An 18,288-nucleotide genomic window follows, 5' to 3' on the forward strand; every position below is an offset into this window, starting at 1 on the left:
GTTCGCTTCTAAACGGGCAGGATCGAGCCGGGATAGCGGGCGACGACCTCATCGGCGGTGACGAGCGTGATGCTTTCGACCAGGGCCTGCGCCAGCAGGAGCCGGTCGAAAGGGTCCTTGTGCAGCGTCGGCAGATGCATCGTCGCCACGGCGTGTGCGCCGGAGATCGGCAACTCGATATAGCCGTTGTCGATCAGGCCGCGCCGCAGCTGTGCCGGATCGACCGTGAAGTCCCGCCTGTCGAGGCCGCGCTTGATAGCGATCTCCCACAGGCTCGCGGCGCTGAACAATAGCGTATTGGAGGGATCGTCGAGCAGGGCTCGTGCCTTCGCCGACAGCTTCTCTGGTTCGCCGGCAGCCCAGAGCAGCAGATGCGTGTCGAGCAGAAGCTTCACGGGGGGGAGCCAAACAGGCTCGCGATCTCGTCCTCGCCCATGCGGTCGAAGTCGTCCGGGACCTCGAACTGTCCGCTCATGAAGCCGACGCGACGACTTTGGGCTCGGGCGGGTGCGTCCAACGGAACGACCTTCGCCATCGCCTTACCGGCTTTGGCGATGATAAAGCTCTCACCCTTGGCGGCGCGCTCGACAAGGCGGGAGAGGTGGGTCTTCGCTTCGTGGATGTTGATGACGTCCATGGCTGGCCTCGCTGGACTTAGTTTAACAGACTTAGTTCAATAAGGAAGTGATGCCAAGAGGCTTTTATTACCGCTCTGTCGTCGAGCCTGGTTTTGAGGAGAGCCGGTACCGATGCCGCATTTGACCACCATCGGCTTCGACGCCGACGACACGCTCTGGCAGAACGAGCAGTTCTTCCACATGACGGAGGAGCGCTTCGTCGCGCTGCTCGGCGAGCACGGTGAGGCGGCCGAGATTTCCGGGCGCCTACTGGAGGCCGAGAAGCGCAACCTCGGCTTCTACGGCTTCGGCATCAAGGGCTTCGTGCTCTCGATGATCGAAACTGCGATAGAGATCACGCGCGGCCAGGTTCCGGCCTCGGTGATCGGCGAAATCCTCGCCGCCGGCCGGGAGATGGCGGCTCATCCGGTCGAGACCCTGCCGCATGTGCGGGAGACGCTGGCAACCCTGTCGGGCGATTATCGGCTGGTGCTGATCACCAAGGGCGATCTTTTCGACCAGGAGCGCAAGCTGGCCCAGTCCGGCCTCGGCGATTTCTTCCACGCGGTCGAGATCGTCAGCGACAAGAAGGCCGCTACCTATGACCGCATCTTCGCCCGGCATGGCGACGGGGCAGGGCGGGCGATGATGGTCGGCAACTCGCTGAAATCCGATATCCTGCCGGCGTTGGACGCGGGTTCATGGGCGGTGCATGTGCCGCATGAACTGACCTGGGTGCTCGAGCAGGCCGAGGAGCCCGTGGGGCACGGGCGCTTTCATGCGATACCGCATCTCGGCCTTTCACTTGGCCTTGTCGCGCGGCTCGCGCGATAACCTGTCCGCAGCCGGTCTTCAATCGACCCAAAGGCCGCGTTTGCGATGCCATTCCTCGATCGATTCCTCCGGGTAATCGTCGAAGCTCTGGTCGTTCGCTGCGATATCCGGCTCGACCCAGCTGGCCTTGAAGCGCAGCATGAGATGGGTCTTCTCGGGAGCGCGCGGCATATGGCTGTCGATCGCCGAGGCAAATGGGTGCAGTAAATCCGGCCAGCGCGGGTCGAACAGCCATAGCGCCGTCCCGCAGATCTTGCAGAAGCGGCGCTGTGCTTGCGAGCGTTCGCAGTGGCCGTCATCGTCACGAATCTCGGCGCTGAAGCTGCCGATGGCGTCCTCGCCTTCGATCTTCAGCGTCGCGGCTTCGGCCGAGAGGTTGATCGCGAAGCCGCCACCGCCAGCCGTCTTGCGGCAAATCGAACAGTAGCAGAGCTGGTAAGGGACGGGCGCATGGCTTTCGGCCGAGAAGTGAACCGCTCCGCAACGGCATGAGCCCTTCAGCATGATCGGCATGATCGACCTCCTTTTACTGTCAAACATCCGCTTTCGCGGCCGGTTCCGCGATGTCTGTGGGTGCCTTGCTGGACCTGCCTTGCATTTCGTGCTAGGTCCCCCGATGTAAGACGAGATGCGGCCGGGTTCTGGCCACCCCTCCGCTCGGCGGCTTGTCCGGTCGGCGGTTACGAATCAGATCCACCACACATCGCTACAAGGCCATGGCGAGGCGTTCCGCGCGTCCCGCCGTGTCATCACGATAGACGCGGATCTGAAACGTAAGGACTAACCCATGAACAAGGGCACCGTGAAGTGGTTCAACGCCACCAAGGGCTACGGCTTCATCACCCCTGAGAACGGCGGCCAGGACGTTTTCGTCCACATCAGCGCCGTCGAGCGCGCCGGCCTGCGCGAGCTGCGCGAAGGCCAGGTCGTCTCCTTCGAGATGGTCGCCGATCGCAAGACCGGCAAGACCTCGGCCGGCAACCTCGCCGTCGCCTGATAACCTATTGACCGTGTGGGCTTTTGCCCGCTCGGTCCACGACAAGCCTGCCGGCGCTGTGGCTAGCGGTTCGCCGGCAGGATCGATTATCTGATATCAAGGCCGGATACGGGCCGGCGGCGCAGCCGAAACCACATGCGCCCCCCGTCATCACGGCGCCCAGAAAGCTTCTTCTTGACCAAGTTCACTGATCTCGGCCTCGCCGAGCCGCTGCTCAAGGCGCTCGCGACCGAGGGTTATGAGACGCCCACGCCGATCCAGGCCCAGGCGATCCCCCACATTCTGAAGGGCCGCGACCTGCTCGGCGCCGCCCAGACCGGCACCGGCAAGACCGCTGCCTTCTCGCTTCCGATGCTGCACCGGCTGCTCGGCAAGCCGCGCCAGATGCCGCAGCGTGCGGTGCGCGTGCTGATCCTGTCGCCGACGCGTGAGCTCGCCGCCCAGATCGAGACCTCGATCCGCACCTACGCGCAGTTCACCACGGTGCGTTCGACGGTGATCTTCGGCGGCGTCCCGGTCGGCAAGCAGATCCGCGCCCTCGGCGACAAGATCGACATCCTCGTCGCCACGCCCGGCCGCCTGCTCGACCTCGTCGACCAGCGCGCCGTCTCGCTGCGCGAGATCGAGTTCCTCGTCCTCGACGAGGCCGACCAGATGCTCGACCTCGGCTTCATCCACGCGCTGCGCCGCATCTCCACGCTGATCCCGAAGGAGCGCCAGACGCTGCTCTTCTCGGCGACCATGCCGAAGCCGATCCGCGAGATCGCCTCCGCCTATCTGACCGATCCGGTCGAGGTCGCCGTGACCCCGGTTGCGACCACCGCGGAGAAGATCGACCAGCGCGTCATCTTCACCGAGCCGAACGACAAGCCGGCGCTGCTGGCGAAGACGCTGAGCGTGCCGGAGATGGAGCGGGCGATCGTCTTCACCCGCACCAAGCACGGTGCAGACAAGGTCGTGCGTCAGCTCGATCAGGCCGGCATCGAGGCGGCGGCGATCCACGGCAACAAGAGTCAGGGCCAGCGCGAGCGTGCGCTCGGCGCCTTCCGCGACGGCAGCCTGCGCATCCTCGTCGCGACCGACATCGCCGCCCGCGGCATCGATGTCGACGGCATCAGCCATGTCGTGAACTACGACCTGCCGAACGTGCCGGAGACCTATGTCCACCGCATCGGCCGTACCGCGCGCGCCGGAGCGGCCGGCGTTGCCATCGCCTTCTGCACGCCGGAGGAGCGCGGCGACTTCGCCGCCATCGAGAAGCTGACGGGCATCAAGCCGACGCCGGTCGGCGAAGTGCCTTACTGGGATGGCCGCACGCCCAAGAAGCCGCAGCAGAATCGTGGCGGGCGCGGTCAGCAGCAGTCTCGCCCGCAGGGGCAGGGCCGTCCGCAGGGTCAGCCGGGCAAGCGTTCCGAACAGGGCGGTCACCACCATGCCGGTGGCGGCGCACGCCAGGAGCGCCATGAACGGCCGCGCAATCCCGAGCGCGCACCGCGTCCCGAGCAAGCGGCACAGCGAAAAGACGGTGCTTCGGCAAAAGAAGGGCTTGGCGGCGTCGCGTTCTTGCAGCAAAGAACACAGCAACCACGCACCAACGGCGCCCGGCGGCGCGCGCGCTGACGCGCGATCGGCCAGAACAGGGCGGGCCTCATACCGGTTTCTGACCGGGCGATGGCCCGCTTCCGCGCCAAAGGGCTCACGAAGGACGACAGATGGCGAAAGAAGAACTGCTTGAATTCGACGGCACCGTGGTTGAGGTGCTCCCGGACGGCAATTACCGGGTCAAGCTCGACAACGATCACGTGATCCTGGCCTATGCGGCCGGCAAGATGAAGAAGAACCGCATCCGCACCATCGCGGGCGACCGCGTCATCGTGGAAATGTCGCCTTACGATCTCGATCGCGGCCGCATCAACTTCCGCCAGAAGACGGCCGGTCCGGCCCCCGGCGGTCCTCCGCGTCAGAACTTCCGCCGTCGCTGAGCGATCTGCCGATGCGCCTGTCGCGAAATGAGCTTCTCTTCATCGCGCTGGGCGCCATTCTCGGTGCCGTGGTCGCTTACGCCGCGAAAGCCGGCTTCGTCGTTCAGGACGGAGCCTTTCCGCCTTTCGTCATCGTGCTGCTCGGCCTGGGGCTGACCGAGCTGCTGCTCGGTTATGTGGCCGGCCGTTCGCCGGGCACGTTGGTCGGCATGCCCGCCCGCTTCCTCGCCTTCGTCGTCGGCGTCGGCGTCTTCCTGCTCGGCGGCAAGTTCGTCTGAGCTGCTGCGGCGCGAAACACACGTTCCGTCATGCTCGGGCTCGCCCCGGGCATCTCGCAAGCCGGTGCTCTTCCTCCCGGACATTGCGGTTCTAGGCTCGCTCCGCCCGGGACAGATGACGCTTTCCCGCGAGAAAAATGACCAAGAAAAAACCCCGGCGCGAGGCCGGGGTGAAAGTGGTCGTTTCCGTGGTAAAAAAAGGGTCTGCGTAAAACTCTGCCCGACCGGCTCAGTAGCCGGCGCGGGACCAATACTGCGAGCCTTGGCTGACCAGGACCTGGCGCTGCCGCGTCTCGTAGACGGCGGGGATTTCTTCCCGCACGACTTCGGTAGGACGCACCATCACCTTGCGCTGACGCTGCGTGTAGACGGCCGGAACCATCTCGTATTCGACGGTCGCCGGCGAAACCTCGACCCGGCGGCTCTGCACGCCATATTGCGCGGGCACCACGACCCAGCAGCCGACCATGTTGCCCCAGGCGTCGCGGCTCACATCCCAGCGGCGGGTGGCCGGCGCGATCAAAACTGTCTCGGTCACCGTGTCGTAGACCGCAGCGCGGCGGTGCCCGATGCGCCGCTCCGGCGCGATCATCACATTGTCGGTCACGGTCTCGTATTCGGCGGGGACGACACGGTGCTGCGTCTGCGCAGGACGAACCTGGTAGGTCTCGTTGACCGTTCCGTAGACCGGCGGCGCGGTGACGAGGTTGTAGCAGGCGGAGCCGCGGCAACCGCCGGCCTGTGCAGCCGAGGCGCCGATGAGAAGCGCCGTCGTGAAGGCGGAGGCTGCAATGATCCGGGATGACGAGAGCGAGCGCAGCATGTTGGGCCTGACCTGTCGGTTCCGGCGTCAGCGCGCCGTTCGTTGAGGTCAGGAAGCCCGCTTGAAGTGATGAACGCAAGGTAAACGCTAAAACAAGGTAAAATTAACCAAGTCCGGCCTTGTGCCGATTTCACTCACATTGCCTTCAAGTGAATGGAAACGCTCGATTTTTAGCGATCAGGTCTGACCCGGCCGAAGCTGGTAGAACACGTGCTGGCCGATCGTGTCCATCTTCTTCAGCTTCTTTGCCCAGTACGGCCGGACATAGTTTGCGTGGTAGTGCGTGGAGGCGCCGACCTCCGGCAGGTAGGTCGTCCCGTCATAGACCTCGCGCGCGATCCTGACCGCGTCGCGCCAGGGGCCGGGCTCGGTGATCCGCAGCGACTTGCCCTCGCAGGTGAAGGTGAACTGGCAGGCGAGGTAGCGGTTGCTGTTCTGGTAGACGACGCCGCAGACGCTGCTCGGATAGAGGCCGCTCTTGGCCCGGTTGAGCACCACCTGCGCCACCGCAGCCTGGCCCAGAAGCGATTCCGAACGCGCCTCGAAATAAACCGCTTCCGCCAGGCAGCGCTGTTCCTTCGCCATGTTTTCCGGCGCGATCAACGCGGTGTAGTCCTGCTTTACGCCGGGCTCGGCCAGGCGCAGGTCGCGGTTGGTCGGGGCCGGCGCCGGGGCGAGCGCGATGCGCCCGCGCTGCTGCGGCGCGCCGTGGGAGGGCAGGGCCGGCGGCGTCAGCGTGCCGATGACCGAGCCGACCAGCGGCGTCGACGAGGATTGCCGGCTCGCCTCCTGCACGGAAGGCGAGGAGCCGTCGATGCTTTCCAGATGGAGCTCGGCCTGTCGCGCCGAGGTGATCTTCGGCTTGAGCGAGACCGGCGAGGAATCCGACAGCGCCGGATCGGTCAGCCCTTCCTCGTTGGCATAGGGCTCGAAACCTGTTTGAGGGCCGTCGACGGCTTCCGCAGCGCGCATGGCGTCGATCGAGAAGCCGCCCGAGATCAGCTTCGGCTGGGTGTCGCCGAAGACGACGCGTTCCAGTTCGACTGAAGGATGTTCGGTGAGGCCGGGCCGCAGGTTCGGCAGCAGGTCGCCCTTGGCGCTGCGGTCGACCTCGGGGAAAGTTGCCACTGTGCGCTTGAGGTCCTCGCGCGGCGCGCGGGGATCGACGACGACGCGCCGCTCCGGATCCTCGAAGGAGAGCTTGGCCTGTGTGACGGCGGAGGTCAGCGCGAGGCCGGGCAGGCGAAAGGCGCTGGCTGCGACCAGCATCGACGGTCCTTCGGCGAGTTCCGAGGCCGGGCCGGGCGCGGCCCGCACGATGGCGCTGGAGGGCAGGCCGGTCGGCCCGAAATTCTGGCCGGCAGACGCGGTAAAGGAGACGAGCAGCCCGACCGACAGCGCCCAGGGCGCGACCGTGTTCGCGGCCCATTTGATGCCGAGCGGGCGCGCACCTCGCCCATGCCTGTGCTGACGCCAATGACTCAAAGCGACACACCCGTCCCGATCGCACGGAACGAAGACGCAGCCGACAACCCGCGCGCCTTCGTTGGAATCCGTTATCGCCTCGGTAAGGTTGAGCGGCGGTTAACGCCGCCGCCATGCGCGCCATTCCATGCCGCTCCGTGATGCCAAACGTCACGAAATCGCGCTGGTTGGCGCCTGGACAGGGCGATAACGTGTAGCCACACATTCGACTCGTCGCGACTCCCCGGAGATATTCATGACGCCTGCTCCAGCGCGCAGCTACGCACCGGAGGTCATCGTCGCCGCCGGCTGCCTGATCGCCCTGATCACCTTCGGGCCGCGAGCCAGCGCCGGCCTCTTCCAGATCCCGATGACGCTGCAGTTCCACTGGGGGCGCGACACCTTCAGTCTGGCACTGGCGATCCAGAACCTGCTCTGGGGCCTCGGCGCGCCCTTTGCCGGTGCGATCGCCGACCGATACGGCACGGTGCGCGTGCTCTGCGTCGGCGCGCTTCTTTATGCAGCGGGCCTCGTGACGATGGCCTATGCCACCACCCCGCTCCAGCTCCATTTCGGCGCCGGCGTGCTGATCGGCTTCGGCCTCTCGGCCTGCTCGTTCAACCTCGTGCTCGCCGCCTTCGGCAAGCTCCTGCCGGAGCAGTGGCGGCCGATGGCCTTCGGCGCGGGCACGGCGGCTGGCTCCTTCGGCCAGTTCCTCTTCCCGCCGATCGGCAACATCCTGATCGACACGTTGGGCTGGCAGCAGGCGCTGGTGGTCTTCGCGTTCACGCTGCTGCCGATCCTGCCGATCTCGATCGTCATGGCGACGCGCAAGACGGGCGCTGCGGCAGGCGCCGCCGCGGCCAATCTGCCGAACCAGACGATCGTGCAGGCGCTGACCGAGGCCTTCAAGCATCGCAGCTACGTGCTGCTGGTGCTCGGCTTCTTCACCTGCGGCTTCCAACTCGCCTTCATCACCGTGCACATGCCGGCCTATCTCAAGGATGCCGGCCTGCCGGCCTGGGTCGGCGGCTGGACGCTGGCGGTGATCGGCCTCGCCAATGCCGTCGGCTCGCTCACTTCCGGCTGGCTCTCGACGCGGATGCCGAAGCGCCATCTGCTGGCCTGGATCTATCTCGGCCGCGCAGTCGCGATCGCCGCCTTCATCATGCTGCCGCCAAGCCCGACGACCGCGATCACCTTCGGCGTCGTCATCGGCCTGTTCTGGCTCTCGACCGTGCCGCCGACATCCTCGCTGGTCATGCTGATGTTCGGCACGAAATACATGGCGATGCTCTATGGCTTCGCCTTCTTCTCGCATCAGGTCGGCGGGTTCCTCGGGGTCTGGCTCGGCGGCGTGCTCTACGAATCGATGGGCAACTACCAGTTCGTCTGGTGGCTCTCGGTCGCGCTCGGCGTCGCCTCGGCGTTGATCAACCTGCCCATCGTCGAGCGGCCGGTACAAAGGCCGGAGGCGCAACCGGCCTGATCCGGAACACGCTTGGGCGCACGATTTGCGGGGTTGCGGCGGCGGGCCGCCGCTGCAACCTTGTCGGTCGTTGCGCTTTCAGCGGTTCGGGAGACGGTGATGACGACGTTCAAGGCCCTCGTGGCGACCAAGGGCGAGGCCGGGCCGAATCTCGCCTTCACCGATTTCGCCGAGAGCGACCTGATGGAGGGCGACGTCACCGTCCGCGTCACCCATTCCACGGTGAACTACAAGGACGGGCTCGCGCTCACCGGCAAGGCGCCGGTGGTGCGCCGCTGGCCGATGATCCCCGGGATCGACTTCGCCGGCCGGGTCGAGGACTCCGACAACCCTGATTTCAAGCCCGGCGATCTCGTCGTCCTCAATGGCTGGGGCACCGGCGAGACGCATCTCGGCGCCTACGCCCAGAAAGCCCGCGTAAAGGGCGACTGGCTGGTGCCGTTGCCGGAAGGCCTGACGCCCGCCGAGGCGATGGCGGTCGGCACCGCCGGCTACACCGCGATGCTCTGCGTGCTGGCGCTCGAAAGGCATGGGCTCAAGCCTGCCGATGGGCCGGTCGTGGTCACCGGCGCGGCGGGCGGTGTAGGCTCGGTCGCGATCACGCTGCTGGCCAAAGCCGGATGGCACGTCATCGCCTCGACCGGCCGTGCCGAGGAGGCCGGCTATCTGAAGAGCCTCGGCGCGGCCGAGATCATCGATCGCAACGAGCTCGCCGCGCCCGGCCGGCCGCTCGGCAAGGAGCGCTGGATTGCGGGTGTCGATGCTGTCGGCTCGCATACCCTGGCGAACCTGCTCTCGATGACGAAATATGGCGGCGCCATCGCCGCCTGCGGCCTGGCGCAGGGCATGGACCTGCCGGCTTCCGTCGCGCCCTTCATCCTGCGCGGCGTCGCGCTGCTCGGCGTCGATTCGGTGATGTGCCCGAAGCCGCGCCGGCTCGAAGCCTGGCAGCGCCTCGCGGCCGATCTCGACCGCGACAAGCTCGCCCTGATCACCACGACGATTCCTCTGGAAGCGGTGATCGAGACGGGCAGGGCCATCGTCGAGGGCAAGGTGAAGGGCCGCGTCGTTGTCGAGATCGGCTGATATTCCGGCTGAGACTTTGACAATGAGATGGATCGCTACCAAGCGCGCCGACGCACGAACAGCGATCTAGCCGAGCCGCGCTCCGGCGCGGCGTGTCACGGCTTCGCGCGCTTCCTGGAAGGCAGCGGTGTCGGCGCGGACGGACGCGATCAACTCGGCCGGTGTCGTAGCGGGAGAGCCTCCACTGAAGGGCGGCTGCGGATCATATTCCATCTGTAGCTGGACTTTTCGTGCGCGCTCTTCACCGAAGACGCTAGCCGCGAGGGAAAGCGCGAAGTCGATTCCGGAGGTGACGCCAGCGCCGGTGATGCGATTGCGGTCGTAGACGACGCGCTCGGCGACCGGCTCTGCTCCGAGCAGGCTCAACTGCGGGAGCGAGAGCCAGTGACAGGTGGCCCGGTAGCCTCTCAGGAGCCCCGCGGCGCCGAGCACCAGCGAGCCGGTGCAGACGGAGGTGATGTAGCGCGCGCTGCTGGCCTGTTCGCGGAGGAAAGCGAGGACGTCCTCGTCCTCCATCAGCGCGCCCTGACCCGGGCCGCCGGGCACGAACAGGATATCGGCCTGCGGGCAGGTCCGGAAATCGGCTGTCGGCAGGATTGTCAGCCCGTTGGCGTCCCGGACAGGCTCGATCGTTTTCCAGACCAGATCGATCTTGCACTCGCGGAAGCGCCAGAACTTCGAACGGGCCCGTCAGATCGAGTTGGGTCAGGCGCGGATAAAGAAGCATCGCAATCTGCATGAGCTTGTCACCGTCGAGAGGATGAGGCCCAGGCGCGCGGCTCGTGCGTTCGCGTTTCCCGATGGTGACCCATCTTGCTGCGCCAGTCGCGCGAACAGGATGAGTGTAGAGCGCTCGATTCGAACGAGCAACGCGGCTTTCGCCTACCCCTCGAACAGCGCCCGCTGCCGGGCAAGCTCGCCGCTGCAGAAATCCATGAAGGCGCGCACGCGCGGGACGTGGCGGATGTCGGGATGGGTCAGCACCCACAGGCCCGTCGCGAAATCGGCGTTCGGCGGTGAAAGTCGCGTAAGTTTCGGCCGCTGGTCGGCGATGAAGCAGGGGACCGGGCCGATGCCGAGGCCATGCTCGACCGCTTCCGCAATGCCGAGCACGGCCGAGCTCTTCAGCGCGATCCGCTCCGGCGCGACATGTTCGCGCACGAAGCGGGCGGCCTTTACATGCGAGAGCTGGTCGCCGAGAGCGACCCAGTCGCGCTGGTAGAGCAGGGTCGGGTCGGCTTTTTCCTCGGCCGTCACGCCATCCTCGCTGCGGCCATAGATCGCCCAGGCGATGGTGGCGATGCGCCGGCCGACCAGCGTCTCGCCCGGGGTGTCGCTCGCTCGGATGGCGATGTCCGCGTCGCGCTTCGACAGGTTGAGCGCCTGGTTGCCGACGACGACATCGAGCCGGATCAGCGGATGCGCCCGGCGAAAGGCGGCGAAGATCGGCAGCAGCACGTTCTGATAGAGCGTGTCGGTGGTGGTGATGCGCAGTTCGCCCGAAGGGGCGACGTCCCGCCCGGCGAGGCGGCGGGCGAAGGCGGTGACGTCCTCGTCCATGCGGCTCGCCAGCGCCGCCATCTCGGCGCCGGCGACGGTCGCGACATAGCCGGTCTTGCGCCGCTCGAAGAGCGGCATGCCGACGATCTCCTCGATCTGTCCGAGGCGCCGGAACACCGTGGAATGGTTGACCGACAGCGCTCCGGCCGCCCCGGTCAGCCCGTCATGATCGGCGATCGCCTTGACCAGCCGGAAATCGTCCCAGGCGAGCTTGGCATTCATTGTTGTTGCTTCCTCCAGCGCCCACGCAAGCCGAAATCTTGCATCGATGCAAGCTGGAGGAATTCAAATCCGAGAGAGCGGAGTGCTAGCGCGGTGCCGCCGCGCGCCGCAGCCGGTCGTTGATGGCCTCGCCAAGTCCGTGCTCGGGGATGCGCGCGACGGCGATCGTCCGGGGGCCCATCTCGTCGAGCCGGCGCATATAGCCGAAGAGATTGCTGGCGGCCTCGCGCAGGTCGCCGGCCGGGCTGAGGTTGAGCGAGGCCGGGACATCCGGCCCCGGCCCGAAGCCGAGCCAGGCCTCGCCGTCTTCAGGTGCATCGGCATCGAGCCGGACCCGCGCCGCCGGCGCATAATGGGAGCTGAGCATTCCCGGCGCGATCGGCGCATTCCCGGCTTCACCCGCCAGCACCAGCGGGCGCCCGATCAGATGCTCGATGGCCGCGCGCGGCACGCCGCCCGGCCTCAGCAGCCGCGGCGCACCGTCAAGGCAAGCGACGATGGTCGATTCCACGCCGACCTCGGTCGCGCCGGCATCGATGATGGCGTCGATCCGTCCGTCGAGATCGGCGAGGACATGCTGGGCGCTGGTGGCGCTGATCCGGCCGGAGCGATTGGCTGAGGGTGCGGCGATCGGCCGGCCGGCCGCTTCGAGAACGGCATGCGCCACGGGATGGGCCGGCACGCGCAGCGCGACGGAGGGCAGGCCCGCCCGCGCCAGTTCGCTCACCGTGCAACCGGATGATGCGGGCACGACCAGCGTCAGCGGCCCAGGCCAGAAGGCTTGCGCCAGCGCCAACGCATTGGCGTCGAACAGTCCCTGCCGGCGCGCGCTGGCGAGATCGGGCAGATGCGAGATCAGCGGGTTGAAGCTCGGCCGCTCCTTGGCGGCATAGATGCCGGCGACGGCCGTGCCGGAGGTCGCATCGGCCGCGAGCCCGTATACGGTCTCGGTCGGCATCGCGACGAGCCCACCATCGCGCAACAGCGCCGCCGCCTCCGCGATGCCGGCGGCGTCGGCTGAGAGGAGCTTGGTCGGGCGGGGGGCGGGCAGGGCTTGGCTCAAGGCGAGATTGACCGGGTATCGTTTACATATAAACTAACTGGCGGGCACGACACGGAACGAAGGTCGCGCTTGGCCAGCGTGGCATAGGCGATAGTTCCTCGCTACCATCGCGGCAACGGCAAAAGCGGGCTGCGGCGTCCTTCAGTGTCAGCGCCGGCCTCAGGGAGACGACCTATGAGCTATCGCGCCCCGGTTTCCGACATGCTCGCCACCATGCGCCATGTCGCAGGCCTCGACCGGCTGATCGGCGACGGGCTGACCCCGGAGCTGGAGGGCGGCGTCACCGAGGCCGTGCTGGATGAAGCCGCGAAATTCGCCGCCGACGTCATCGCGCCGCTGAACCGGGTCGGGGACGCCTATGGCTCGAAGCTTAAGGACGGCGCGGTCACCACCCCGCCAGGCTGGAAGGAAGCCTACAAGGCCTGGGCCGACGCCGGCTGGAACGCGCTGCCGGGGCCGGAGGCCTATGGCGGGCAGGGCCTGCCGACCCTGCTGCAATCGGCCTGCATCGAGATGTGGAACTCGGCCGCCTTCGCCTTCGCGCTCGGCCCGCTGCTGACAGTTGGCGCCATCGAGGCGATTTATGCCCATGGCTCGGATCATCTCAAGGAGACCTATCTCGCCAAGCTCGTCTCGGGCGAGTGGATGGGCACGATGAACCTGACCGAGCCGCAGGCGGGCTCGGACCTCAATGCGCTCCGCAGCAAGGCCGAGCGCCAACCGGACGGCACCTACCGCATCACCGGCCAGAAGATCTTCATCACCTATGGCGAGCACGACCTGACGGACAACATCGTCCATCTCGTCCTGGCGCGCCTGCCTGATGCCCCTCCCGGCACGCGCGGCATCTCGCTCTTCCTCGTGCCCAAATATCTGGTCAATGCCGATGGCTCGCTGGGCGCGCATAACGACCTGCGCTGCTCCGGCATCGAGCATAAGCTCGGCATTCATGCCTCGCCGACCTGCTCCATGGCTTTCGGCGACAAGGACGGCGCGATCGGCTGGCTGATCGGCGAGGAAAATCGCGGCCTCGCCTGCATGTTCACGATGATGAACAACGCCCGGCTCAATGTCGCGCTGCAGGGGGTTGCCATCGCCGAGCGCGCCTATCAGCAGGCGCTTGCCTTCGCCCATGATCGCAAGCAGGGTGCGGCGCTCGACGCGCCGAAGGGCGCGCCGATGAGCTCGATCATCGTCCATCCCGACGTTCGCCGCATGCTGATGGACATGCGCGCCAAGACGCAGGGCGCGCGGGCGATCTCCTATCTGGTGGCGGAGGCGCTCGACCGCTCGCATCGCGAGACGGACGAAGCCGGGCGCAAGGTGGCCGCCGAGCGCGCCGCGATCCTCACCCCCGTCGCCAAGGCCTATGCCACCGATATCGGCATCGACGTCGCCTCGACCGGCGTGCAGGTCCATGGCGGCATGGGTTTCGTCGAGGAGACGGGTGCCGCCCAGCATCTGCGCGACGCCCGCATCGCCGCAATCTATGAGGGCACCAACGGCATCCAGGCGATCGACCTCGTCACCCGCAAGCTGCCGCTTTCGGGCGGGGATGCGGTCCATGCGCTGATCACCGAGATGCGCTCTGTCGTCAGTGAGGTCGAGCGCGCCAACACGCCGGGCTTCGGCCATACGGCCGCCCGCCTCGGAGCAGCCGTCGATGCCCTGGAGACCGCCACCGAATGGATGCTGGGCGCGATCGGCACGAAGCCGGCGGACGCGCTGGCCGGCGCGACGCCCTACCTCAAGCTCTTCGCGCTGGCGCAGGGCGGTACGGGACTGGCGAAGAAGGCGCTCGCGACCCGATCCGAGGCGGACGGCACCGGCGATCTCGCCACGGCCCGTTTCTATGCCGAATGCATCGCGACCGAGGCGCCGGCGCTCGAACTCGCGGTGACGGAAGGCGCGGGCGCCATCGCCGACGCGGCTGCGGTCTTCGCGGCGTGAGCGCTGCGGCGTCCGGTTCAGGCGGCCGCGCCCTTGCGGGCGCGGATATGCAGGAACAGCGGCGCGATCAGCGTATCGGCCAGATAGGGCTTGGCTTCCGCGGTCTGCGCATCGACGCTCGGCTCTGCCATGTGCTCGATCGTGAGGCCGGCGGCGACGATCATCGCGACCCATTCGCTCAGCGTGCGGTGGAAGCGAGGGACGCGGAAGGGCTCGACGCCCGCCTTTTCTTGCTCGGGCGCCGCGCCGAAGCGCCAGACCTCGATCGCTCCGGCGGGATCGCTGAAATACTCGGTGATGAGCAGCCCGGTCACGTTGCCCTGCGCATCGCGCAGGACCTTGCGGTTCGGCGGCGCGAAGCAGGGATGCAGGATCGAGAACTGCAGGAAACCGCCGGGCCTCAGCACGCGCGCGGCCTCGGCGATGCCGAGATCCTGCCGGTGCATGTCCATCAGCGACATGAAGGCGGTGGCGAAGTCGAAGCTGTCGTCGGCGAAGGGCAGGGCGGTGCCGTCGCTCTCCAGATAGGTGATGCCCAGCGGCGCCTGCGCCTCGGCCTCGCGGGCGTGGCGGATGAAGGTCGGCGCGATGTCGATCGCCGTGATCCGCGCCCCGCGCTCGGCGAGCTTGCGCGTATTGCCACCTTCGCCGCAGCCGATGTCGAGGCCGTTCAACCCGGCGATATCAGGCAGGTTCGCCAGGAAGACCGGGGTGTTCTGCAGATCGCGATAAAGGTCGTAGCCGGCGCGGGCATGCCGCGTCCAGGTTTCGGCATTGGCCTCCCAGCACGCCGCTACATCGGTTCTGTCCATGATGCTGCTCCGCTGCGAGGGGAGCGGGGCTATAGAGCAGAGGGCGGAGCGTGGCTAGCTCGTTTTTGTTCAATCCGCGCAGTCATTCCGGGGCGCCGCGAAGCGGTGAGCCCGGAACCCAGAACCGACGCCTTGTATAAGGAAGCGTGCGGAGACGGATCGTTTCCTTGTCCAAGCACATCGGTTCTGGGTTCCGGGCTCTTCGCTTGCGCGAAGCCCCGGAATGACGATAGCGCCTATAAAATCGCGCAGTCCGGATCGGCAGCCTGGCGGAGCCTGGAGCCATGACCGCCGTTTCTCCCCCGCTCGCCGGCCGCATCTGCCTCGTTGCGGGCGCATCGCGTGGACTTGGGCGGGGCATCGCGCGGGCGCTGGGCGAAGCGGGCGCGACGGTCATCGTGACCGGGCGCTCCAGCGAGGCCGGTCCGCATACCGACCAGCGGCCGGAGACCTTCGAGGACGCCGCGCGCGAGGTCGAGGCGGCCGGCGGCAAGGGCCATCCCTATCGCTGCGACCACACCAGCGAGCGGGAGGTCGACGGGCTCGTCGCCTGGGCGCTGCGCCGTTTCGGCCGGCTCGACTGCGTCGTCGATGCGGTCTGGGGCGGTAACGAGGGCTATGACGGCGAGCGTTATCCCGATGGCTCGGCCTTCGGCACGCCCTTCTGGCGCCGCCCCGCCGCACGGCTGGGCGAGAGCTTCGAGAGCGGCGTCTATGCGCAGCTCCTGCTGGCACGGGCTGTGGCGCCGGCCATGGCGCAGATGCGCTCCGGTCTCATCGTCACCGTGAGCTTCGATACCGAGACCGGCTATCTCGGCGACGTCTTCTACGATCTCGCCAAGGCGGCGATGAATCGGTTGAGCTTCGCGATGGCGCAGGAACTCAGGCCGTTCGGAGTGACCGCGCTCGGGCTCTCGCCCGGCCATGTCCTGACCGAGCGCGTCCGCGACGCGGGTCTCGCAGCCGAGACGACCGAGACGCCGCTCTATGCCGGCCGTGCCGTCGCGGCGCTGGTGGCAGATCCCGAATTGGCGCGCCATGCGGGCCGAGTCCTCCATGTCGCCGATCTCGCGCGCGAATACGGCTTCACCGACCGGGATGGCTCGCAGCCGGGCCGCTACGTCATTACGAACGAACAGGGAGGCGGCGATGTCGCTCAAGGGTAAGACGCTCTTCATCACCGGTGGATCGCGCGGCATCGGGCTCGCCATCGCCATCAAGGCGGCGCGCGACGGGGCGAACGTCACGATCGCCGCCAAGACCGCCGAGCCGCATCCGAAACTGCAGGGCACGATCTATACCGCTGCCGCCGAGATCGAGGCGGCCGGCGGCAAGTGCCTGCCGCTGATGGTCGACGTCCGCGACGAGCAGAGCGTCGCGGAGGCGATCGCCAGGACCGCCGAGACCTTCGGCGGCATCGACATTGTCGTGAACAACGCCAGCGCGATCTCGCTGACCAACACGCAGATGACCGACATGAAGCGCTTCGATCTGATGCAGCAGATCAATACGCGCGGCACCTTCATGGTCTCGAAATACGCCATTCCCCATCTGGAGAAGGCCGAGAATCCGCATATCCTGATGCTCTCGCCGCCGCTCGACATGAAGACGCACTGGTTCGCGCCGCACCTGGCCTATTCCATCGCCAAATACGGCATGAGCCTGTGCGTGCTCGGCCTCGCCGGCGAGCTCGCCTCGAAGGGCATCGCCGTCAACGCGCTCTGGCCGCGCACGACGATTGCCACCGCCGCCGTCCAGAACCTGCTCGGCGGCGACAAGATGGTGCAGGCGAGCCGGACGCCTGAGATCCTCGCCGACGCCGCACACATGATCTTCTCGAAGCCTTCGCGGGAGTTTTCCGGCAACTTCCTGATCGATGACAGCTTCATGGCCGGCGAGGGCGTCACCGACTTCACGCCCTATCGCGTCGATCCCTCGGTGCCGCTCATGCCGGACTTCTTCGTGCCGGCCGACAGCAAGCCGCCGCAGGGCGTCAAGGGCGGGGTCTGAGGCGTCGCCGGTTTGACATCGCCCTCGGATCAGCGTTCCTGCCGGTCTCCATCCGGACCGTGCAGCGAGATTCGTGCCCATGCTGATGATCCACGGCATCTGCCCCGATTCGCGCAACAAGCTTCGCCATGCCGAGCTCGGGCTCGATGAGGCCTTTCCGGCCGAGGCGGTCTGGATCGACCTGCTCAACCCGACGCCCGAGGAGGACCGGCGGGTCGAGCAGCATCTCGGCATCTCCATACCGACACGCGAGGAGATGCACGATCTCGAGCCTTCCGAGATCATCTATACCGAGAACGGCGCGCGCTACATGACGGCGCGCGTCATCTGCCAGTCCGAGACGATCGTCCCCAAACTGGCTGATGTCACCTTCATCCTGACCGAGAAGGCGCTGGTGACGGTGCGCTATGACGAACCCGGCGCCTTCAACATCTTCCTCAACCGCGCCACCAAGCCCGGCGGCTGCGGCCCGCAGCCGGAAGCGGTGCTCGACGGGCTGATCGAGGCGATCGTCGACCGCGCCGCAGAAGTGCTGCGCGGGGTCGGCGACAAGGTCGACATGGCGTCGCGGCGAATCTTCGCCGGCCGCGGCCAGGATGTCGAACGGGGCGGCGTCTATCAGGTGGTGATCCAGCATATCGGCCAGCACGAGCACATCATCTCGAATGTCCGGGAGAGCATGATGTCGGTCGAGCGCGTGCTGCTGTTCCTGTCCGCCAACTACACCCGGCCGAAGAAGGCGCAGACCGGCTTCTCGGCCGAATGGCGCTCGGCCGTGCGCGACGTGCAGGCCATCGAGGAGCACGCCACCTTCCTCTCCAACAAACTGCAGTTCATGCTGGACGCCACGCTCGGCCTCGTCTCGATCGAGCAGAACAAGATCATCAAGCTGTTCTCGGTCGTCTCCGTGGCGCTGATGCCGCCGACCCTGATCGCCTCGATCTACGGCATGAACTTCAAGACGATGCCGGAGTTGGAGTGGCAATGGGGATACCCCCTGGCGATCGGGCTGATGATCCTGTTCGCCGTGCTGCCCTATCTGCTCTTTCGCTGGAAGAAATGGCTCTGAAGCCAGGCTTGCGGCGGCTGCCCTGACGACCG

The 18,288-nt window shown here is 66.8% G+C and carries 20 protein-coding genes and 1 riboswitch; of the genes, 11 read left to right on the forward strand and 9 right to left on the reverse strand.

All coding sequences use genetic code 11. The features are described 5' to 3' along the window. Positions 1 to 8 precede the first annotated feature (8 nt). Positions 9 to 395: a type II toxin-antitoxin system VapC family toxin gene (locus AC2FAN_RS12965; RefSeq protein WP_485174462.1), complete on the reverse strand. Its 387-nt coding sequence runs from the start codon at positions 393 to 395 to the stop codon at positions 9 to 11. Beyond that, on the reverse strand, positions 392 to 637 hold the full coding sequence (locus AC2FAN_RS12970) for a type II toxin-antitoxin system Phd/YefM family antitoxin (RefSeq protein WP_265052317.1): 246 nt from the start codon (positions 635 to 637) through the stop codon (positions 392 to 394). Before AC2FAN_RS12970 ends, AC2FAN_RS12965 begins: the two co-directional genes overlap by 4 nt. Positions 638 to 749: 112 nt before the next feature. Here AC2FAN_RS12970 and AC2FAN_RS12975 point away from each other — a divergent pair, with 112 nt between their 5' ends. After that, the gene (locus AC2FAN_RS12975; protein ID WP_485174465.1) at positions 750 to 1,451 is read left to right on the forward strand and encodes an HAD family hydrolase; all 702 of its coding nucleotides are present in this window, start codon (positions 750 to 752) and stop codon (positions 1,449 to 1,451) included. Positions 1,452 to 1,469: 18 nt separating this feature from the next. Here AC2FAN_RS12975 and AC2FAN_RS12980 read toward each other — a convergent pair whose 3' ends face one another. Continuing rightward, entirely contained in the window at positions 1,470 to 1,964 is a 495-nt protein-coding gene (locus AC2FAN_RS12980; protein WP_485174467.1) for a GFA family protein, read from the reverse strand. A gap of 274 nt (positions 1,965 to 2,238) precedes the next feature. On the opposite strand from AC2FAN_RS12980, the gene AC2FAN_RS12985 reads away from it, so the two are divergent. The 4 genes from AC2FAN_RS12985 (at position 2,239) to AC2FAN_RS13000 (ending at position 4,708) form a co-directional block, all read left to right on the forward strand. Continuing rightward, positions 2,239 to 2,448: a cold-shock protein gene (locus AC2FAN_RS12985; protein WP_265052320.1), complete on the forward strand. Its 210-nt coding sequence runs from the start codon at positions 2,239 to 2,241 to the stop codon at positions 2,446 to 2,448. Positions 2,449 to 2,622: 174 nt separating this feature from the next. Beyond that, the gene (locus tag AC2FAN_RS12990; RefSeq protein ID WP_485174469.1) at positions 2,623 to 4,068 is read left to right on the forward strand and encodes a DEAD/DEAH box helicase; all 1,446 of its coding nucleotides are present in this window, start codon (positions 2,623 to 2,625) and stop codon (positions 4,066 to 4,068) included. A 92-nt stretch (positions 4,069 to 4,160) separates the two neighbouring features. Then, the gene (gene infA / locus AC2FAN_RS12995; RefSeq protein ID WP_047578165.1) at positions 4,161 to 4,430 is read left to right on the forward strand and encodes a translation initiation factor IF-1; all 270 of its coding nucleotides are present in this window, start codon (positions 4,161 to 4,163) and stop codon (positions 4,428 to 4,430) included. A gap of 11 nt (positions 4,431 to 4,441) precedes the next feature. Beyond that, on the forward strand, positions 4,442 to 4,708 hold the full coding sequence (locus AC2FAN_RS13000) for a hypothetical protein (RefSeq protein ID WP_265052322.1): 267 nt from the start codon (positions 4,442 to 4,444) through the stop codon (positions 4,706 to 4,708). Positions 4,709 to 4,937: 229 nt separating this feature from the next. Here the strand turns inward: AC2FAN_RS13000 and AC2FAN_RS13005 are convergent, their stop codons facing one another. Further along, positions 4,938 to 5,531 (reverse strand): hypothetical protein, encoded by a 594-nt coding sequence (locus tag AC2FAN_RS13005; protein WP_265052323.1) that lies wholly within the window; start codon positions 5,529 to 5,531, stop codon positions 4,938 to 4,940. Positions 5,532 to 5,708: 177 nt separating this feature from the next. Then, positions 5,709 to 7,016 (reverse strand): cell wall hydrolase, encoded by a 1,308-nt coding sequence (locus AC2FAN_RS13010; RefSeq protein WP_476805105.1) that lies wholly within the window; start codon positions 7,014 to 7,016, stop codon positions 5,709 to 5,711. Positions 7,017 to 7,251: 235 nt separating this feature from the next. Here AC2FAN_RS13010 and AC2FAN_RS13015 point away from each other — a divergent pair, with 235 nt between their 5' ends. Together AC2FAN_RS13015 and acuI are read left to right on the forward strand one after the other, a co-directional pair. Then, positions 7,252 to 8,484 carry an MFS transporter gene (locus AC2FAN_RS13015; protein ID WP_485174472.1) on the forward strand — a complete coding sequence of 411 codons (1,233 nt, stop codon included), beginning with the start codon at positions 7,252 to 7,254 and terminating at the stop codon, positions 8,482 to 8,484. Between the two features lie 99 nt (positions 8,485 to 8,583). Next, positions 8,584 to 9,570: an acrylyl-CoA reductase (NADPH) gene (acuI, locus tag AC2FAN_RS13020; protein WP_485174474.1), complete on the forward strand. Its 987-nt coding sequence runs from the start codon at positions 8,584 to 8,586 to the stop codon at positions 9,568 to 9,570. 66 nt (positions 9,571 to 9,636) lie between these two features. On the opposite strand, the gene AC2FAN_RS13025 is transcribed toward acuI, so the two are convergent. From AC2FAN_RS13025 to AC2FAN_RS13035, 3 genes are all read right to left on the reverse strand, one after another. Then, positions 9,637 to 10,221, reverse strand: coding sequence for a DJ-1/PfpI family protein (locus AC2FAN_RS13025; RefSeq protein WP_485174586.1), 585 nt, complete (start codon positions 10,219 to 10,221; stop codon positions 9,637 to 9,639). A 107-nt stretch (positions 10,222 to 10,328) separates the two neighbouring features. After that, a riboswitch (ZMP/ZTP riboswitch) is annotated at positions 10,329 to 10,409 on the reverse strand. Between the two features lie 43 nt (positions 10,410 to 10,452). Beyond that, positions 10,453 to 11,352 carry a LysR family transcriptional regulator gene (locus tag AC2FAN_RS13030; protein WP_485174476.1) on the reverse strand — a complete coding sequence of 300 codons (900 nt, stop codon included), beginning with the start codon at positions 11,350 to 11,352 and terminating at the stop codon, positions 10,453 to 10,455. An 85-nt stretch (positions 11,353 to 11,437) separates the two neighbouring features. Continuing rightward, positions 11,438 to 12,415, reverse strand: a complete 978-nt coding sequence (locus tag AC2FAN_RS13035; RefSeq protein WP_485174478.1) for an L-threonylcarbamoyladenylate synthase — start codon at positions 12,413 to 12,415, stop codon at positions 11,438 to 11,440. A gap of 174 nt (positions 12,416 to 12,589) precedes the next feature. On the opposite strand from AC2FAN_RS13035, the gene AC2FAN_RS13040 reads away from it, so the two are divergent. After that, complete coding sequence (locus AC2FAN_RS13040; RefSeq protein ID WP_485174480.1) at positions 12,590 to 14,365, forward strand: acyl-CoA dehydrogenase family protein; 1,776 nt, start codon at positions 12,590 to 12,592, stop codon at positions 14,363 to 14,365. Between the two features lie 17 nt (positions 14,366 to 14,382). Here the strand turns inward: AC2FAN_RS13040 and AC2FAN_RS13045 are convergent, their stop codons facing one another. Then, positions 14,383 to 15,177, reverse strand: coding sequence for a class I SAM-dependent methyltransferase (locus AC2FAN_RS13045; RefSeq protein ID WP_485174482.1), 795 nt, complete (start codon positions 15,175 to 15,177; stop codon positions 14,383 to 14,385). 284 nt (positions 15,178 to 15,461) lie between these two features. Here AC2FAN_RS13045 and AC2FAN_RS13050 point away from each other — a divergent pair, with 284 nt between their 5' ends. The 3 genes from AC2FAN_RS13050 to AC2FAN_RS13060 all read left to right on the forward strand — a co-directional run bounded on the left by AC2FAN_RS13050 (position 15,462) and on the right by AC2FAN_RS13060 (position 18,256). After that, entirely contained in the window at positions 15,462 to 16,343 is an 882-nt protein-coding gene (locus AC2FAN_RS13050) for an SDR family NAD(P)-dependent oxidoreductase (protein ID WP_485174483.1), read from the forward strand. Beyond that, positions 16,327 to 17,187 carry an SDR family oxidoreductase gene (locus AC2FAN_RS13055; RefSeq protein WP_485174485.1) on the forward strand — a complete coding sequence of 287 codons (861 nt, stop codon included), beginning with the start codon at positions 16,327 to 16,329 and terminating at the stop codon, positions 17,185 to 17,187. Before AC2FAN_RS13050 ends, AC2FAN_RS13055 begins: the two co-directional genes overlap by 17 nt. Positions 17,188 to 17,266: 79 nt before the next feature. Further along, on the forward strand, positions 17,267 to 18,256 hold the full coding sequence (locus AC2FAN_RS13060; RefSeq protein WP_265052334.1) for a magnesium transporter CorA family protein: 990 nt from the start codon (positions 17,267 to 17,269) through the stop codon (positions 18,254 to 18,256). Positions 18,257 to 18,288: the final 32 nt, after the last annotated feature.

It is taken from the genome of Allobosea sp. RIT-PG3_2 (assembly GCF_057321085.1).

Excerpts from the sequence above, each read along its gene's own strand:
- AC2FAN_RS12970 (WP_265052317.1), bottom strand. The coding sequence starts at position 637 with ATGGACGTCATCAACATCCACGAAGCGAAGACCCACCTCTCCCGCCTT.
- AC2FAN_RS12975 (WP_485174465.1), top strand. The coding sequence starts at position 750 with ATGCCGCATTTGACCACCATCGGCTTCGACGCCGACGACACGCTCTGG.
- AC2FAN_RS12980 (WP_485174467.1), bottom strand. The coding sequence starts at position 1,964 with ATGCCGATCATGCTGAAGGGCTCATGCCGTTGCGGAGCGGTTCACTTC.
- AC2FAN_RS12985 (WP_265052320.1), top strand. The coding sequence starts at position 2,239 with ATGAACAAGGGCACCGTGAAGTGGTTCAACGCCACCAAGGGCTACGGC.
- infA (WP_047578165.1), top strand. The coding sequence starts at position 4,161 with ATGGCGAAAGAAGAACTGCTTGAATTCGACGGCACCGTGGTTGAGGTG.
- AC2FAN_RS13000 (WP_265052322.1), top strand. The coding sequence starts at position 4,442 with ATGCGCCTGTCGCGAAATGAGCTTCTCTTCATCGCGCTGGGCGCCATT.
- AC2FAN_RS13005 (WP_265052323.1), bottom strand. The coding sequence starts at position 5,531 with ATGCTGCGCTCGCTCTCGTCATCCCGGATCATTGCAGCCTCCGCCTTC.
- AC2FAN_RS13015 (WP_485174472.1), top strand. The coding sequence starts at position 7,252 with ATGACGCCTGCTCCAGCGCGCAGCTACGCACCGGAGGTCATCGTCGCC.
- acuI (WP_485174474.1), top strand. The coding sequence starts at position 8,584 with ATGACGACGTTCAAGGCCCTCGTGGCGACCAAGGGCGAGGCCGGGCCG.
- AC2FAN_RS13030 (WP_485174476.1), bottom strand. The coding sequence starts at position 11,352 with ATGAATGCCAAGCTCGCCTGGGACGATTTCCGGCTGGTCAAGGCGATC.
- AC2FAN_RS13040 (WP_485174480.1), top strand. The coding sequence starts at position 12,590 with ATGAGCTATCGCGCCCCGGTTTCCGACATGCTCGCCACCATGCGCCAT.
- AC2FAN_RS13045 (WP_485174482.1), bottom strand. The coding sequence starts at position 15,177 with ATGGACAGAACCGATGTAGCGGCGTGCTGGGAGGCCAATGCCGAAACC.
- AC2FAN_RS13050 (WP_485174483.1), top strand. The coding sequence starts at position 15,462 with ATGACCGCCGTTTCTCCCCCGCTCGCCGGCCGCATCTGCCTCGTTGCG.
- AC2FAN_RS13055 (WP_485174485.1), top strand. The coding sequence starts at position 16,327 with ATGTCGCTCAAGGGTAAGACGCTCTTCATCACCGGTGGATCGCGCGGC.
- AC2FAN_RS13060 (WP_265052334.1), top strand. The coding sequence starts at position 17,267 with ATGCTGATGATCCACGGCATCTGCCCCGATTCGCGCAACAAGCTTCGC.